This is a genomic window from Cellulomonas sp. NPDC057328, assembly GCF_042667215.1.
Taxonomy (GTDB): domain Bacteria; phylum Actinomycetota; class Actinomycetes; order Actinomycetales; family Cellulomonadaceae; genus Cellulomonas.
Genome location: NZ_JBHUZW010000044.1, coordinates 13,879 through 29,973, shown reverse-complemented (window position 1 = coordinate 29,973; position 16,095 = coordinate 13,879). Strand labels below are relative to the sequence as shown.

Sequence of the window (16,095 nt, the reverse complement as noted above, 5' to 3'; positions counted from 1 at the left end):
GCTGCGGCGCCGCGTCGCCGGCGCCGGCCGCCTCGCCGGCACCAGCCGCCTCGCCACCGCCGCCCCCGTCGCCACCACCGCTCCCGTCGGCGCCGCCCCCGTCGGCTCCGCTCCCCTCGCCGGCGGCACCGTCCGCGGCGACGTCGCCCCCGTCCTCGTCGCCCGTGGCGGCGGCCTCGGCCGCCTCCTCGGCGCGACGCGCGTCGCCCTGCGCCCACTCGTCCCACGCGGACGCGAGCGCGGTGTCCGCCGTCGCGTAGAACTCCTGGTTGGCGCGCCACGCGTCGACGGCGTAGCCGCCGTACGTGTCGATGACGCCCCCGAGCCGCCCGGTGACGCGCGCGCCGGCGAGCGGCGTGCCGTCGAACACGGCGGACGCGACGACGCGCGGCTGCGGCTGGTCGGTCGGCGCGACGCTCGACGTGAGCAGCGTCGCCCCGAGGACGAGCGTGAGCGCGGCCGCGACCGCGGGCCGCCGGTGGGGGCGCAGGGCGGCCGCGAGCTGGGCCCGCCGCTCGGCGCCGAGCAGCAGCCGGCCGGCCCACCACACGGCCGTGAGCACGAGCAGCGCGACGAGCGAGCGGGCCGCGGCGTCGGCGGCGATCGCGACCGCGACGTCCCGCACCGCCGCCTCGGGGCCGGAGAAGAACTGGAGGTACGCGGTCAGGTCGTCGCCGAGGGCCTGCAGCGTCGTGGCCTCGCCGAGCTCGGTGACCTGCGCGGGGATCTCCTGCACCGTCGCGCGCGCGCCGAGCGTCAGCGGCAGGGGCGAGTCGATCTGCAGCGTCCCCAGCGGTCCGAGGTCGATGGTGACCGTCGCGTCGGTCGTGACGTCGTACCGCGTGACGTGCGGCCCGAGCGACGCCTGCACCGAGGCGGTCGTCACGCCGACGACCAGGGACGCGACGACGGCCAGCAGCGCCAGGACCACCGTCGACGGGCGCGGCGCGCGCAGCCGCACGGGACGGCGCCACCACGGCGGGCCGACGGGTGCCCCGTCAGCCGGGGGTGCGCTGCGCGGGTCGTCCATCGGGCCCGAGCCTATGCTCGGCCGGGTGCGCGCGCGTCCTTACGACCTGACGTCGGTGTGGCTCGTGCCCGCGCCGCGGCAGGAGTGCTGGGACGTCCTCGGCGACCCGCGCATGACGTGGCCGCGGTGGTGGCGGGGCGTCGAGGCGCTCGAGGTGCGACCGGCCACCGCGACCACCGGCTCCTTCGCGCGGCTGCGCTTCCGCTCGCCCGTCGGCTACGCGCTCGTGCTCGACCTCGTCGTGGGGCCGGCCACGCCGCCCGAGCGCGTCCAGATCGACGTCGACGGCGACCTCCGCGGCCACGGCGACGTCCGGCTCACGGCGCCGACGCCGGGCACGACGCGCGTCGACATCCGCTGGCACGTGCGCACGACGCGGACGTGGATGAACGTCGTCGGCCCCGTCGCGGCGCCCGCCTTCGCGCTGGCGCACGCGGCGATGATGCGCAGCGGGGAGCGCGGGCTGCGCCGGCACCTCGCCGGGCGCAGCGGGACGGCCGGAGGTCAGAGCGCGTCGCGCCAGGCCAACCAGCGCTGCACGAGCGACAGGTCGTAGTCGGGTCCGCTGGTGCTCAGCGTGAGCAGGCGCACCCCCGCGTCCAGCCGCCGAGGTCCTCGGCGCGCCCCGCGAGCAGTTGGATGCGGTGCGCGGAGCGGATGGGGTCTCTCGGGCGCCGCGCAGCGCCGTGAAGGCATGGCGGTACATCCCCGCGTGAGCCCGTTGAACACGCCGTCGACGAATGAGACGGACGGCTCCGACGAGCGGACCAGAGTGCTGGCGGCTCGCCACATTTTCTCATGCGTCGAAGCGCTACCTCTGCCGTGACCACGGGCATACGCAAGTTCGCGCAGCCACCCGACGGCTTCTCTGTCTTAGTCGGTGACGGTTGAGATCGGAGGCGGTCCACACATCACGCCGGTCCACCAACCGACGAGGCGAATGGCCGTGTCGACACAGCAACGCACCCCAGCCGCTGAGCGCCTGGGGTGCGTTGGTGGAAGCGGTCTAAGCCGCGGGCCTGTGCCATGGCCGTGGCGCGAACGCGTAAGAACCCGCGATCATCGCCGACACCACGATCAGCGGCCAGATAGACCCGTCCTCGCGAAGCGCGTGCGGCACGAACGCGATCACGGCGCCGAGGCCGACGAGCGCAGCGAAGACACGCCAAGGCCACTCACGGGTCCGAGCGGCGATCTGTGCAAGCACGCCAGCGAGAACACCCGCGGCGGCGGCAATCACGACCATGTGCGAGCCTCTCCGCTTGTCAGCGGCAGTAGCCGCCGGCTTCCGCGCCAGCGTACTCCTGCCAGATGTTCAGTGTGTTGCCGTAGTAGACGAACTTCAGGCACTTGCCCCGCGCGTGAACGAGCCCGATATACGCTGCCGACAGCCCGGCGCCCACCGCGACGATCTTGGAGATCGTCGGGTCCGGAACCAGCGCCGCCACAGCCGCCATGCCGCCCGCGCCGGCAACCATGAGAGCCGTCTCGTTCCGGTTCAGGTACAGGGTCGAGTTCCACCAGGTGCGCGTCACCTTCGGGTCAGCGACCACGGGGTACGCGGTGTCGGCCGAGGGCTCGATGACCTGGACGAGGGCACCGCCCTCAACGCGGTACGACGACTGCACCGTGTCACCGTCGGCGTCGACTGCCCATGCCTCGTCGACCGTGCCAACGACGAGCGCGGCGCCCCCGTAGTCGGCGAGCAGCTCGATGCCGCCGTCGACGCCCTCGACGGGCGTCACGTTCTCGCCGAAAGTGTAGGTGAACTCCTGCGGGCCGTCAGCACCGTGTGTGATCGTCTGCAGGCGTGCGGAGCCGTCCTCAAGGACCTGCACCGCGGCGCTGGCCTTAACACCCCGGTAGACGACGGTGCCGTCGGAGGCCGCCTTGCCGTCCGAGACAGACAACTCCGCGGGCAAGTTCACCTCCAGGGGGCTCTGGTCGGCCTTCGCGGCGAGCACGACCGCCGCGGCCGCGTCGGTCGGCACGGTGACGGTGCTCGCTTCCAGGGCGACGGCGAAGTTCTCGCCGGTCGCCCGGGCCGCGAGCACGTCGCCCTGGTCGGGTGCCACCTCAGCGATGAGGTCCGCGGTGGCCTCGGTGTGATCGGCCGCGTGGGCCGGAACCGCGGCCATAAGAGCGATGGTGGTGGCAGCCGCCAAGCACGCGGCGATAGGTCGTCGCACGAGGAACTCCTTCGTTCAGATGAGCAAGGCAAGCAAACGATGGCAGCGGGGCGATCTGCTCAGAAAGGGGCGTCTCACGTGGGATTAGACGGTCGGCCAGATGTCACCCGGCCAGATCAAGGAGCGTTCTGACCTTGAGGGCGCAGGGCGACCTAGGCCGATGAGATGGGCGGGCATATCTTGCGGGCACAGCCGATGCAGTTCACGACAAGGACCTAAGCGGTTCAAATGTTGTTCTTCATCTCCACCTCGACGCCATGGCCTTGCGGGCGCGACTTAGCGGACCCAGCCACCGACCGGCTATGCAGCACAACTACATCGTTGCGGTGTGCGCAGAACGTCGCGTCTGAAGATGCCGTTGAAGGCGCTCAGACGCAGGTGCCCGAGAATGAGCGACCGCAGTACAGACCCGCTACCACACCAAGGCGGGCACTCTCAGCAGATTTCCGTCTGCAGCTCCTACCGCAGCGCGTCGCGCCAGCGCACCCACTTCTCCGTGAGCGTCAGGTCGTAGTCCGGGCCGCTCGTGCTGCACGTGAACAGCCGGACGCCGGCGTCGAGCAGCTCGGCGCCGGTGTCCGCGGGGTCCTGGCCGTCGACGCCGACGGAGCGCGTGACGAGCGACGCCGTGTCGCGGCCGACCGCCGCGCCGTGCTCGTCGAGGATGCCGCTCTTGCGGCGCAGCGTCTCCACGTCGCCGAACGAGTGCCAGATGTCCGCGTGCTCCGCGACCACGCGCAGCGTCTTGCGCTCGCCGCCGCCGCCGATCATCACGGGGATCTCGCGCGTCGGCGCCGGGTTCATGGCCGCCCAGCGGGCCTTGATCCGCGGCATCGCCTCGGCCAGGTCCGCGATGCGCGCGCCGGCGGTGCCGAACTCGTACCCGTACTCGTCGTAGTCCCGCTCGAACCAGCCCGCGCCGATGCCGAGGATCAGCCGCCCGCCGCTGATGTGGTCGACCGTGCGGGCCATGTCCGCCAGCAGGTCGGGGTTGCGGTACGAGTTGCAGGTGACGAGCGCGCCGATCTCCACCCGGCTCGTCTGCTCCGCCCACGCGCCGAGCATCGTCCAGCACTCGAAGTGCTTGCCGTCGGGGTCGCCGTACAGCGGGAAGAAGTGGTCCCAGTTGAAGATGACGTCGACGCCGAGGTCCTCGGCGCGCAGCACGGCGTCGCGGATCTGGCCGTAGTCGGCGTGCTGCGGCTGCAGCTGGACGCCGATCCTGACGGGTGCGGTCATGGGGTCTCCTCGGCTCGGGCGGCGCTCGCCGCGCACGCCGGTGATGGTGCCAGCTCGAGCGCGCGCGAGGTCCGGGCCCCGCGGCGCCGCTGACGGGTCAGAACTCCTCGTACTCCGCCGGGTCCTGGTCCTGCAGGCGGCCGTCCGGGCGGTCGAGCGCGCTGATGGCGGTGACCTCGTCGTCCGTGAGCGTGAACGACAGCACGCCGAGGTTGCGTCGCTGCCGGTCGGGGTCGGCGGCCTTGGGCAGCGGGACGGCGCCGAGCTGCGTCACCCAGCGCAGGATCACCTCGCCCGGACCCACGCCGTGCGCGCGGGCGACCTCGACGACCGTCGGGTCCTCCAGCACGTCGCTGCCGCGCCCCAGGGGGCTCCACGCCTCCGTCACCACGCCGAGCAGCTCGTCGGCGGCGCGCTGCTCGCGCTGCGAGAACCGCGGGTGCAGCTCGACCTGGTTGACGCTCGGCACCCGACCCGTCGCGTCGAGCAGCGCCTGCAGGTGCACCGGGAGGAAGTTGGAGACGCCCACCGACCGGACCAGCCCCGCCTGCTGCAGCTCGAGCAGCGCGCCGAACGCCTCCACGAAGAGGCCCTGCTTCGGGTTCGGCCAGTGGATCAGGTACAGGTCCCAGTGGTCGAGCCCCGCGCGGTACAGCGACTCGTGCACGGCGCGCACCGCGTCGTCGTGCCGGTGGTAGCGGCCCGGCAGCTTCGACGACAGCACGAGCTCGTCCCGCGGCACGCCGCTGCGGCGCACGGCCTCGCCGACCGCGCCCTCGTTCTCGTAGTTGTACGCCGAGTCGATCAGGCGGTAGCCGACGTCGATCGCGGAGCGGATCGCCTCCGCACCGTCGTGACCCTTGAGCGGGTAGGTGCCGAAGCCGATGACCGGCAGCTCGAGCCCGTCGACCAGTGTGCGCGTGGGGACCGTCATGCCCGCCACGCTAGGCAGGACGCGGCCCGGTCCGCACGCCGGCGCGCGGGCCCGCCGGGGGCCTCACTGGTACGTCACGAGGTCGGGCACCGGCTGCACCTGGTACGTCTGCACCGGGTCCAGCATCGGCAGGTCCTCGTCGTAGAAGTTCTTCCATCCCCAGTGCACGGGCGGTGCGCCGTTGCGCAGCGTCGCCCACGTGCCCGCCTTCGCGGGCTGGCTGCCCTGCCCGTCGACGTGGATGACGGTGGCCAGCTCGTCGTGGGACGTGTCGATGCGCTCGCGGTCGGTGAGCATGCGCAGCTGGAACTGGTGCAGCACGAACATCTTCTGCGGCAGCCCGCGGTCGCGCGTGAACTGCGCGAGCCACTCGGCCGTCGCGTTCACCTCGTCGGCGCCGACCGACCCGATCTGGCGCAGGTGCACCTGGTCGGGGGCCAGCCGCCACTCCGGGTCGAGCGCCAGCCCGACGTGCGGGAGCGCGAGCAGGTCGGCGTAGCGCTGGGCCTGCGTGACGAAGTCCGTGCGCCCGGGCTGCAGGTCGAGGACGACGTACGTGCCGGCCGCGCCCGCCGCCTCGACGAGCGGCCGCAGGTCCTCCACCGGGCGCTCGTTGGAGTAGTTGCCGTCGTCGCCCGGGCCCGCCGACGCGATCGTCGCGATGATCTCGACCGCCGGGACCACCGTGTCCGCCGTCAGGCCGCGGTACGGCGCCGCGTGCTGCTCCGCGCGGGCGAGCGTGGCCGGCACGTCCTGCTCGCCGAGCACGCCGAGCGCGCCGGAGCCGGGCGTCCCGTACAGGGCGACGTACTTCTTGCCGGGCTGCCCCTCGGCGGCCGGGAACACGAGCTGGCCGCCACCGGGGAGCTGCGCGCCCGTGCGCGCGGACGCGACCCGCGCCGCCAGCCGGTCGGAGGTGCCGAACGCCTCGCCGAGGGCGACGACGGCCGTCGGCTGCGCGCCCGCGACCTGCTCGACCGCGGCCGACGTCGCGCGCGGGTCGGCACCGGGCACGTCGACGACGCCGGCGCCCGCGGCGCGCAGCGTCGCCAGCGCGGCGAGCGGCTGCGGCCCGCTGACGAGCCCGAGCACTGCCGGCCCGGGCTCGGGCGAGGCCGTCGCGGGGAGCCGGGCGGTCTCCGCCGCGGCGTCGTCCGACGCCGCCGTGCCGACGGACGGCTCGTCCGACGCCGCGCCCGACGTCTCCCCCTCCGACGGCTCGTCCGCGGTCCCGTCCGGCGCCTGTGCCGCTCCACCCTCGGCGCGCAGGACGGCGACCGCGTCCGCCGCGAGGGCGCGCACCGCGGCCGCCTCCCCGCCCGCGGGGACGGGGGTGTCGTCGCCCGCCGTCCGGCCGGTCGCCGCCGCGACGGCGTCGGTGCCCGCACCCGCCGCGAGCGGCACGGCGTCGACCTCCGCGGGCAGCACCGACGTGTCGGCGCCGCCGACGACGAGCGCCGCCGTGGCCCCGAGGCGGTCGACCTCGCCGGCGACGTCCGCGTCGCCGCCCGTGAGCAGCACCGGGGCCCCGACCGCGACCGCCGCGGAGGCGGCGGTGAGCTGCCCCGGCACGTCCGCGGCGTCGGCGAGCACGACGACCGGCGCGGTCGCGAAGACCGCGGCCGAGACCTGGAGGGCCGCGCTCGCGTCCGAGCCCGTGGCCACCGTGGCCGGCGGGGGCGACGCCTGCAGGGTCGCGGCGACGGGCGTCGCGGACGGGGACGGCGAGGCCTCGTCCGTGCGTCCGGAGCCGTCGGGGGTGCCGGACGTGCACGCCGCGAGCGCGGCGACGGCCGCGACGAGCGTCACCAGCCGGCGCCGGCGCACGGGCACCGGGCGGCGCGGGGTGTCGAGGTCGGTCGGCTGAGGTCGGGCCGGCTGCAACGCGGTCCCCTCCCGGGTGTCGGGCGGCGCGTCGCCGCGGGTGGCACGGCCGCGGCCGTGGCCGGCGTCCGCCGACGCGCAGCCACTGTAGGCGGCGGCACCGACGGCCGCAGGCGACGGCCCCCTCGGTCGCGGGCGACGGCAGCCGCCCCGGCACCCAGCCGCTGCGGCGCGCGTCGGCGCGGGGCATCATCGGGCGCGTGGACGACGACGCGCAGACCACCGGCACGACCCCCTCCGACGGCGCCGCTGCCGGCACCGCCACGGACGCCCCCGGCGCGGCCGGCACGTCCGCGCACGACCGGCCCGGGGTGTACGTGACGCCCGGCGCGGACTACGACCGCGACACCCGCTACATCACGACGCGCATCACCGCCGACGGCCGCGACGGCTGGCCCGTGGAGGCCGGCCGCTACCGGTTGGTGGTCTCCCGCGCGTGCCCGTGGGCGAGCCGCGCGGTGGTCGTGCGGCGCCTGCTCGGCCTCGAGGACGCGCTGTCGATGGGCGTCTGCGGGCCGACGCACGACGAGCGCTCGTGGACGTTCGACCTCGACCCCGGCGGCGTGGACCCGGTGCTCGGCATCGAGCGGATCCGCGACGCCTACCTCGCGCGGGACCCGGAGTACCCGCGGGGCATCACGGTGCCCGCGATCGTGGACGTCCCCTCCGGGATGGTGGTGACGAACGACTTCGCGCAGATGACGCTCGACCTCGAGACGGAGTGGACGGCGCACCACCGCCCCGGCGCGCCGGACCTCTACCCCGAGGCGCTGCGCGACGAGATCCACGCGGTCGACGCGCGCGTCTACCGCGACGTCAACAACGGCGTGTACAAGTGCGGCTTCGCCGGGTCGCAGCGGTCGTACGAGCGCGCCTACGACCGCCTCTTCGCCGGTCTGGACTGGCTGACCGAGCGCCTCGGCGACCGCCGCTACCTCGTCGGGGACACGATCACCGAGGCGGACGTGCGGCTGTTCACGACGCTCGTGCGCTTCGACGCCGTCTACCACGGCCACTTCAAGTGCAACCGCACGAAGCTGACCGAGATGCCGGTGCTGTGGGCCTACGCGCGGGACCTGTTCCAGACGCCGGGCTTCGGCGACACCGTGGACCTCGTCCACATCAAGCAGCACTACTACGAGGTCCACACGGACATCAACCCGTCGGGCGTCGTGCCCCGCGGCCCGCTCGTGGGCGGCTGGCTCACCCCGCACGGTCGCGAGGCGCTGGGCGGCCGGCCGTTCGGGGACGGCACGCCGCCCGGACCCGTGCGGGACGACGAGCGCGTCGCGGCCGGGCACGGTGCGGACGGCGACGGGGAGGGCGCGGCATGAGCGGCACGTCGGACGCGCCGTCGACGCCGCTGCCGCACGCCTCCGCCGAGCCGCGCGACGGCACGGCCCGCGAGCACGTGCGCGCCTACGTGGCCGCCGCCGTCGCGGCGCTCGTCGCCGCCGGGCCCGGCCTCGAGCAGGGCGACGACGACGCCGTGCACGACGCGCGCGTCGCGACCCGGCGCCTGCGCACCGCACTCGGGGTGTTCCGGCCCGTCCTGGACCGCGAGCGCGTCGAGCCCCTGCGGGACGACCTGCGGGCGCTGGGCCGGCTGCTCGGGGACGTGCGCGACCCGGCGGTCGAGCGCGACGCCCTCCTGCGCGGCCTCGAGCGGGAGCCCGACGAGCTCGTCGTCGGGCCGGTCCGCACGCGCGTGGACGACGACCGGCGCGCCGCCCGCACCGCGGCGCTCGACCCGCTGCGCACGCACCTGGCGTCCGGGGCGCACCGGCGCACGCTGGCCGCGCTCGCCGCGCTCGCCGAGGACCTCCCGGCCGGTCCGCGCGCCGACGAGCCGGCCGACCGCTTCCTTCCCCGCCGGGCGCGCCGCGCCTGGCGCCGCTTCGACGCGGCCGTGGGGCGCGCCCTCGCCCTGCCACCCGGTGACGCGCGCGACCACGCGCTGCACGAGGCCCGCAAGGACGCGCGCCGCGCCCGGTACGCGAGCGAGGTGGCGGCGTCCGCCGTCGGCCGCGCCGCGCACCGGTCCGCACGTCGCGCGAAGGACGTGCAGTCCGCGCTCGGCGACCACCACGACGCGCGCGTGCGGCAGGCCTCCCTGCGCCGGATGGCGATGCAGGCCCACCTCGACGGCGAGAACGCCTTCACGCTGGGCCGCCTGCACGGGCTGGCGGAGGCGGCCGCGGACGCCGCGGAGCGCGAGTCGGTGACGGCGATCGACCGCGCCCGGCGGCGCCGCGGCTGGCTCGGCTGAGGCGACACACCGCCGTCCTCCTCGCGCGGACCGGCGATCCCGTCCCGGGAGGCCGGTCCGACGCCCCGCCCGTAGCGTGGAGGGCATGACGGATCGCCCCGAGGTGGAGCAGTTCTTCGACGAGTACGCGCGCGGGCTGCTCGCCCGCGACGCCGGCGCGGTCGCCGGGCTGTACGCGGTGCCCGCGCTGATCGCGTTCCCCGCCCAGTCGCTGGCGGTGGCCGACCGGTCGCAGACCGAGGCGTTCTTCACGAGCGCGTGGGAGCAGTACGACGGGGTCGACGACGTCTCGTCCGACGTGCGGGTCGTGGCGGAGACCGGCCACAGCGTCTGGGCCGACGTGACCTGGCGCTACGGCGACGAGCGGACCGAGCGGTTCATCTACCAGCTCGTCGACGACGCGGGGACCTGGCGGATCGCCGTGCTGACGCCGATCACCGACTGAGCCGTGGGGCCGGGCAGGGCCCGGCCCCGCGGCTTCCGCGGACGACCCGTGCAGCGGACGGCGCGGGACCGCGGACGCCCTGGTGCCGCAGGCGCGGGCCGCGCTAGGGTCGGCGCCACACGCCCCCGGGGAGCGCAGGAGCGCTGAGAGTGCCGGCCGGACGCCCGTCGTCCCACCGGCTGACCCGTGGAACCTGATCTGGTCAGCACCAGCGTAGGGAGCAGGGCTCGTGCCGCGGCGACCGCGGCGCGCCTCGTCCCCGTCGCGCGCCCCCGCGGCTGCGCGCCGGGGCGGGACGCGCACGGGTGCCGGGGTGCGTCGCGTCCTCCTGCCCCGGCTGCGTCCTCACCCGGGGGCCCGACCCCGGGAGGACCCGTGACCCGCACGACCGCCAACCCGCCGCCCGCGACGGCCCCGCACGACCCGACGGGCGCCGACGCGCCGACCCCCGCGGCGACGCCGCTCCGCGCGCCCGCCGGCGACGGCGCGGCGGCCCGTGCGCGCGCCGCCGCCCTCGGGGTGGGCGCCCGCGTGTCGGTGCACCCGCACCGCGACGACTTCGCCGACGTGCTCCTCGGTGCGCTGGCCGTGCTCGACCGCACCGGCGTCGACGTCGTCACCGACGACGTGTCGACGCTCGTGCGCGGCCCCGAGGCGGACGTCCTGCGGGTCGTCGTCGACCTCGTCGCCGCGGTCGCGCGCGAGGGCGGCCACGTCGTGGCGCACGTCCACCTGTCACGCGGCTGCCCCGGCGAGGTCGCGTGCGACCTCGGCGACGACGTCGTCCTCGCCCCCGTCGACCTCGCCCCGCCGGCGCCCGTGGGCGTGCCCGCGAGCGCGCACTGGGCTCTGTACCCGCTCGGCGTGGGCGGGCACCTCGACGCCGTGCTCGCGGCGGTCGACGAGGCGGGGACGCGCGTGCGCGTCACGTCCGAGCACTGCGTCACGCGGCTCGACGGCGACCTCGCCGACGTGCTCGGGACGGTCGCGCTGGCGTGGGCGCGCACCGGCGAGCACGTGCGGCACGTCGTCACGCACGTGACCGTGTCCGTCGGGTCGCCGTCCGTCGGGTCGCCGTCCGTCGGGTCGCCGTCCGTCGCGTCGTCGGCGGTGGCGCCGTGACCGCGGCCGGGCGCGACGTCGCGCCGGACGCGGGCGCCGACCGCGTCGACGCCGACCGGAGCGCCGACGCGCCGGTCGTCGACGTGCGGGCACGGCGCGGGCTCACGCTCTCCGAGCTGGTGCTGCTGGCGGTGCTCGCGGTCGTGTTCGGGTTCCTGTACTGGGCCCTGGTGCAGGCGTGGGCGGCGCTGCAGATCGCGATGGGGCCGTTCGGCGACCTGGCGCAGCACGTGCTCATCGGCGGGTGGATGGTCGTCGCGCCCCTCGCGATCTACATCGTCCGCAAGCCCGGCGTCGGGGTGGTCGTCGAGCTGGTGGCCGCGCTCGTCGAGGTCGCGTTCCTCGCCTCGCCGGTCGGGCCGATGCTGCTGCTCGTCGGGCTCGTGCAGGGCGTCGGCGCCGAGCTGGCGTTCACGCTCACCCGGTACCGGCGGTACGGGTGGTGGGTCTTCGTCGCGAGCGGCGTCAGCGCCGGGCTCGCCAGCACGCTGCTCGGCACGGTGCGGTACGGCTGGCACCTGCAGGACCTGTTCGCGCTGCGCATCGGGCTGCAGGTGGTGAGCGGCGTCGTGCTGTGCGGGCTGCTCGCGCGCGTCCTCGGGGACGCGCTCGCCCGTACCGGTGTGCTCGACGAGACGGCGCTGGGCCGCGAGCGGCGTGCCCGGCGGGCGGCGCGCGGTGCCGGCGCGGACGGTGCCGGCGCGGACGGGCCCGGCGTGGACGAGGCCGGCGTGGACGGGGCGACGGCGTGATCGAGGTGACCGGTCTGCGGGTGCGCTGGCCGCACGCCGGGGACGACGTGCTCGCCGGCGTGGACCTGCGGGTCGACGCCGGCGAACGGGTGCTGGTGCTGGGCACGTCCGGGTCGGGCAAGAGCACCCTGCTGCGCACCCTCGCCGGCGTCGTGCCGCAGCAGGTCGACGCGTCCACGTGGGGCGACGTGCGCGTCGCCGGGCACCGCGTCCTCGCCCCGGTCGCCCCCGGGGCGCCCGCCGTGCCGACGACCACGACGGCCGGCGTCGCCCGCGACGTCGGCACGCTCACGCAGGACCCGTGGGCGCAGCTGTGCCTGCCGACCGTGGCGGACGAGGTGGCCTCGGGGCTGGAGCACCGGGGCGTCCCGCGGGAGGAGATCGGCCCCCGCGTGCGCGCGGCGCTCCTCGCCGTGGGGGCCGCGCACCTGCACGGTCGCCGGACGGCCGGGCTGTCGGGCGGCGAGGGGCAGCGGGTGGCGCTCGCGACGGTCCTGGCGGCGCGTCCGCGGGTGCTCCTGCTCGACGAGCCCACGGCGCTGCTGGACCCCGCGGGCGCCGCCGCCGTGGGCGCTGCGGTGGGCCGCGCCGCGGCCGGGCGCGCCACGCTGCTCGTCGAGCACCGGCTCGACGAGCAGGGCGGGCAGGGCCCGGACGGGGCCGCCGGCGGTGCACGCACCGGGCCGGGCCGCGTCGTCGTGCTCGGCGCGGCGGGCCGCGTGCTCGCCGACGGTCCGACCCGCGACGTGCTGGGCGACCTGGCCCCCGACCTCGCCGCGCTGGGCACGTGGCTGCCCTGGTGGGCCGAGCTCGCCGCCGCGCGGGTGCGCGACCTGCGGGACCTGCCGGCCCCGTCGTCCCCCCGCGCCCCGGCCGGGTCCCCGGTGCTCCTCCACGCCCGCGACCTCCGTGTCCGGCGCGGGGGCCGCACCGCGGTCGACGGGGTCTCGCTCGACGTGCGCGCCGGCCGGGTGACCGCCGTCGTCGGGCTCAACGGGTCGGGCAAGAGCTCGCTGCTGCTGGCGCTCGCCGGGCTGCTGCCCGCCGACGGGGTCGTGCGCGGCCCGCGCCCCGCGCTGGTCCTGCAGCGGCCGGAGCAGCAGCTGCTCGCCCGGACGGTGCGGGACGACGTCGCCTGGGGTCTGCGCCGGGCGCGGGTGCCCGACGTCGACGCCCGCACCGACGCGGCGCTCGCCGCCCACGACCTCACGCCGCTCGCCGGCGCGGACCCGTTCCGGCTGTCGGGCGGCCAGCAGCGCCGGCTCGCGGTCGCGGCGGCGACGGTCGGGGACCACGACGTGGTGCTCGCGGACGAGCCGACCTTCGGGCAGGACCGGGCGACGTGGCGCACGTGCGCGCGGGCGTGGCGCGGGCTCGCGGACGCCGGGCGCGGCGTCGTCCTGGTGACGCACGACGTGCGGCTCGTGGCGGAGGTGGCCGACGACGTGCTGGTCCTGCGCGACGGGCGGGTGCTCGCGCACGGTCCCGTGGACGCCGTGCTCCGCGCCGGGGCCCTGCCCCGCGCCGGCCTCCCGCTGCCGCCGGCCGTGCGTGCGGCCGTCGCGGACGGCCGTCCGCTCGCCGCCGTGCTCGGCGCGCTCGCCGCGCGCACCCGCGAGCCGGCGGCGGAGGCGCTCGCATGACGCCCGCCGCAGCGCCGGTGCCCCGCCCGTCGGCGCTCGCGCGGCGGGACCCGACGCTGGTGCTCGCCACCCTGCTGGTGGTCTCGCTGCTCCTGCTCGTCCCCGTCGACCCGTGGACCCCGGGTGCGCTGCTGGTCGTGGCGGTCGTGGCGGCACGCGCCGGCGGCGTCCCGTGGCGGACGCTGCTGCGCGGCGCCGCGACGTTCGGCCCGTTCGCCGCGTCCGTGCTCGCGGTCAACCTCGTGACGCGCCCCGGCGTGCCGGTCGGGCACGTGGGCGGGCTCACCGTCACGGACGTGGGCGTCCTCGTCGGCGCGGGCCTGGCGGTGCGCACGCTGCTCGTCGGGACGCTCGCGGTCGTGGTGGCGTCGTCGCTGGACCCCGTGCGGCTCGTCACGAGCCTGCACCAGCGGGCCGGCCTGACGTCCCGGTGGGCCGCGGCGCTGCTGGCGGGGCACCGCGTGCTCGAGCAGCTGCCCGCGCGCTGGGTCGCCGTCCGGCAGGCCCAGGCGGCACGGCTGCCGGGGCCTCGCCCGCGTCGGCCCGGCCGGCTGCCGGCGCACCCGGGTCTGCTCGGCAGGGCGGCGTTCACGCTCCTCGTGGTGACGCTGCGGCAGGCGCAGCAGATGGCCGTGGCGCTCGAGACCCGTGGGGTCGGGTCGGGGCCGCGGACCGTGCACCGGCCCGTGCCCCTCGGGGTCCGGGACGGCGTGCTCGCGGCCACCGCGCTCGGCGTCGTGCTGCTGGTGGGCCTGACGACGTGGCGGCTCGGCCTCCTCGAGACGTGGGGCACCGTGGGCCGGTGACACGGCCGGCCCGCGGTGGACGGCGGCCGGCGCCGGGCCGTCCGCCGTCTCAGGCGGCGTGCACCTCGCGGACGCTGACCCGCACCACGTTGCGCCACGGGTCCGCGAACCGGAGCGTGGCGCCGTCGTCGTCGGGCGTCACGCCCGCCGACCGGACGCGCTCGCGCAGCGCCCCGAGGTCGTCGGCCGTCGGGACGACCACGCGCACCTCGCCCAGGCCGAGGGACGACGCCCGCGGCCCCGCGCCCGCGGTGCCCCACGTGTTCATCGCGAGGTGGTGGTGGTAGCCGCCGGCCGACACGAACAGCGCGCCGTGCCACTCGGCCTGCACCTCGAAGCCGAGCGCGTCCACGTAGAAGGTGCGCGCCCCGGCGACGTCCCCCACCTGCAGGTGGACGTGGCCGACGACCGTCGCGTCGTCGCCGGACGGCTCGGGGTGGGCGAGGTGCTCACCGAGGAACGCGTGCGGGTCCAGCCGCAGCGAGTCCATGACGACGCCGCCCTGCGGGGTGCGCCGCCACAGCTCGCGGCCGCGGTCCCAGTACAGCTCGACGCCGTTGCCCTCGGGGTCCGTGAGGTAGAAGGCCAGCGAGACGAGGTGGTCCGCGGACCCGACGTAGGTGTGCGGCGCGTGCCGCGCCACCGAGGCCAGGGTCGCGGCGAGCCCGGCACGGTCGTCGAACAGCAGGGCCGTGTGGAAGAGCCCCGCGGACCCGCGCGTGCGTGGCGGCAGGTCGGGCGCGTGCTGCAGCACGACCAGCGGGACGCCGCGGCGGCCGAGGACGACCCGCGCGGGGGCGGCACCGCCGGCGTCGCCGTCGAACCGGTCCCCCGGGCGGTCGAGCGGCTCGAGGCCGAGCACGTCGCGGTAGTACGTCAGCTGCCGGTCGAGGTCGCCGACGAGGAGCGTGACCGCGTCCATCGCGGTGCCGGCGGCGATCGGCTCGGGCGCGTGGTGACGCTTGAGCGGCAGGTCGGCGCCGGTTCCGGGTGCGGGGGCGGTGGGCATACCGCCAGACTACGGTTGATCGTTCAATAGTTCAACGATCAACTACAAGCGCCGGCCGACTACCGGTCGTAGGCGCCGGACATCCGGTGGTCGTGCCCGAACCCCGGCAGGAACCGCGGACCCGCCGCGGCGAGCTCGGCGGCGTACGCGTCCGCCCACGCCCCGAACGGCGCGTGCGCGAGCGCGTCGTTGGCGAACCGCGCGTCCTCCGTCACCTCCGTCACGCAGAACCCGGGGATGGCGAGGTCGGTCACCGGGCCGCCGCGCTCGACCTCCGCGACGACGAGCGGCGCGTTCGCGCCGGCGAAGACGTCGACGACCCAGCCGTCGTCACCCAGCCACACCGAGTGCCGCAGCTTGGCCACCCGCGCGCCACCGCGGCGCACCATCTCGATCCCGACCTGCGCGTCGATCTCGCGCTCGGCCTCGTACCGGGTGCCGCCGGCCATCGGGCCCTTCACCGTGACGGCGCAGAAGTCGACGGCGTCCGCGAAGCGCTCGAGCAGCGCCGCCTCGTCCAGCCCCAAGTCCACCGGCACGTCGACCGACGACGCCTGCGCGCGCACGCGCAGCGCGTAGCCGCCGTCGGCGAGGTAGTAGCTCTGCACGATCAGCGCCGGCGCCGTCTCCAGCAGCCGCGCCGGGACGTCGCGCGCGAGGAACCGTCGCTCGAACTCGAAGTCGCCGTACCCCGTGTCGCTCATGGCCCGCCCGTCCGCCGCACGACCGCGCCGGACGCGCGGCCCTCGTGCCCACGCTAGCGACCGGCCGAC

At 76.5% G+C, this 16,095-nt stretch carries 14 protein-coding genes, 1 pseudogene and 1 riboswitch; of the genes and pseudogenes, 8 read left to right on the top strand and 7 right to left on the bottom strand.

Annotation, left to right across the window (positions count from 1 at the left end):
* Nucleotides 1–1,030: pseudogene (locus ACFUMH_RS10020) on the bottom strand (hypothetical protein); the annotation flags it as partial.
* Nucleotides 1,031–1,055: 25 nt separating this feature from the next.
* Here ACFUMH_RS10020 and ACFUMH_RS10015 point away from each other — a divergent pair.
* Nucleotides 1,056–1,586 (top strand): hypothetical protein, encoded by a 531-nt coding sequence (locus ACFUMH_RS10015; protein ID WP_378204173.1) that lies wholly within the window; start codon nucleotides 1,056–1,058, stop codon nucleotides 1,584–1,586.
* Nucleotides 1,587–2,295: 709 nt separating this feature from the next.
* Here ACFUMH_RS10015 and ACFUMH_RS10010 read toward each other — a convergent pair.
* The 4 genes from ACFUMH_RS10010 to ACFUMH_RS09995 all read right to left on the bottom strand — a co-directional run bounded on the left by ACFUMH_RS10010 (nucleotide 2,296) and on the right by ACFUMH_RS09995 (nucleotide 7,225).
* Nucleotides 2,296–3,219: a hypothetical protein gene (locus ACFUMH_RS10010; protein WP_378204170.1), complete on the bottom strand. Its 924-nt coding sequence runs from the start codon at nucleotides 3,217–3,219 to the stop codon at nucleotides 2,296–2,298.
* Nucleotides 3,220–3,678: 459 nt separating this feature from the next.
* Nucleotides 3,679–4,458 carry an LLM class F420-dependent oxidoreductase gene (locus ACFUMH_RS10005; protein ID WP_378204167.1) on the bottom strand — a complete coding sequence of 260 codons (780 nt, stop codon included), beginning with the start codon at nucleotides 4,456–4,458 and terminating at the stop codon, nucleotides 3,679–3,681.
* Between the two features lie 97 nt (nucleotides 4,459–4,555).
* Nucleotides 4,556–5,392, bottom strand: a complete 837-nt coding sequence (locus tag ACFUMH_RS10000; RefSeq protein ID WP_378204164.1) for an aldo/keto reductase — start codon at nucleotides 5,390–5,392, stop codon at nucleotides 4,556–4,558.
* A 63-nt stretch (nucleotides 5,393–5,455) separates the two neighbouring features.
* Complete coding sequence (locus ACFUMH_RS09995) at nucleotides 5,456–7,225, bottom strand: hypothetical protein (protein ID WP_378204161.1); 1,770 nt, start codon at nucleotides 7,223–7,225, stop codon at nucleotides 5,456–5,458.
* 362 nt (nucleotides 7,226–7,587) lie between these two features.
* Between ACFUMH_RS09995 and ACFUMH_RS09990 the strand changes: the two genes are divergently transcribed.
* The 7 genes from ACFUMH_RS09990 (at nucleotide 7,588) to ACFUMH_RS09960 (ending at nucleotide 14,313) form a co-directional block, all read left to right on the top strand.
* Nucleotides 7,588–8,610: a glutathione S-transferase family protein gene (locus ACFUMH_RS09990; RefSeq protein WP_378204182.1), complete on the top strand. Its 1,023-nt coding sequence runs from the start codon at nucleotides 7,588–7,590 to the stop codon at nucleotides 8,608–8,610.
* A complete protein-coding gene (locus ACFUMH_RS09985; protein ID WP_378204158.1) occupies nucleotides 8,607–9,545 on the top strand; it encodes a CHAD domain-containing protein in 939 nt (312 codons plus the stop codon). Before ACFUMH_RS09990 ends, ACFUMH_RS09985 begins: the two co-directional genes overlap by 4 nt.
* 85 nt (nucleotides 9,546–9,630) lie before the next feature.
* Nucleotides 9,631–9,990, top strand: a complete 360-nt coding sequence (locus ACFUMH_RS09980) for a hypothetical protein (protein WP_378204155.1) — start codon at nucleotides 9,631–9,633, stop codon at nucleotides 9,988–9,990.
* Between the two features lie 125 nt (nucleotides 9,991–10,115).
* Nucleotides 10,116–10,211, top strand: a riboswitch (TPP riboswitch).
* Between the two features lie 154 nt (nucleotides 10,212–10,365).
* Nucleotides 10,366–11,112, top strand: a complete 747-nt coding sequence (locus tag ACFUMH_RS09975; RefSeq protein WP_378204153.1) for a YkoF family thiamine/hydroxymethylpyrimidine-binding protein — start codon at nucleotides 10,366–10,368, stop codon at nucleotides 11,110–11,112.
* The gene (locus ACFUMH_RS09970; protein ID WP_378204150.1) at nucleotides 11,109–11,864 is read left to right on the top strand and encodes an ECF transporter S component; all 756 of its coding nucleotides are present in this window, start codon (nucleotides 11,109–11,111) and stop codon (nucleotides 11,862–11,864) included. Before ACFUMH_RS09975 ends, ACFUMH_RS09970 begins: the two co-directional genes overlap by 4 nt.
* A complete protein-coding gene (locus tag ACFUMH_RS09965) occupies nucleotides 11,861–13,507 on the top strand; it encodes an ABC transporter ATP-binding protein (RefSeq protein WP_378204147.1) in 1,647 nt (548 codons plus the stop codon). The genes ACFUMH_RS09970 and ACFUMH_RS09965 overlap by 4 nt, the downstream gene beginning before the upstream one ends.
* On the top strand, nucleotides 13,504–14,313 hold the full coding sequence (locus tag ACFUMH_RS09960) for an energy-coupling factor transporter transmembrane component T family protein (RefSeq protein WP_378204144.1): 810 nt from the start codon (nucleotides 13,504–13,506) through the stop codon (nucleotides 14,311–14,313). The genes ACFUMH_RS09965 and ACFUMH_RS09960 overlap by 4 nt, the downstream gene beginning before the upstream one ends.
* A 49-nt stretch (nucleotides 14,314–14,362) precedes the next feature.
* Here ACFUMH_RS09960 and ACFUMH_RS09955 read toward each other — a convergent pair whose 3' ends face one another.
* Together ACFUMH_RS09955 and ACFUMH_RS09950 are read right to left on the bottom strand one after the other, a co-directional pair.
* Nucleotides 14,363–15,322 (bottom strand): VOC family protein, encoded by a 960-nt coding sequence (locus ACFUMH_RS09955; RefSeq protein WP_378204141.1) that lies wholly within the window; start codon nucleotides 15,320–15,322, stop codon nucleotides 14,363–14,365.
* Between the two features lie 59 nt (nucleotides 15,323–15,381).
* Complete coding sequence (locus ACFUMH_RS09950) at nucleotides 15,382–16,026, bottom strand: CYTH domain-containing protein (RefSeq protein WP_378204138.1); 645 nt, start codon at nucleotides 16,024–16,026, stop codon at nucleotides 15,382–15,384.
* Nucleotides 16,027–16,095 lie beyond the last annotated feature (69 nt).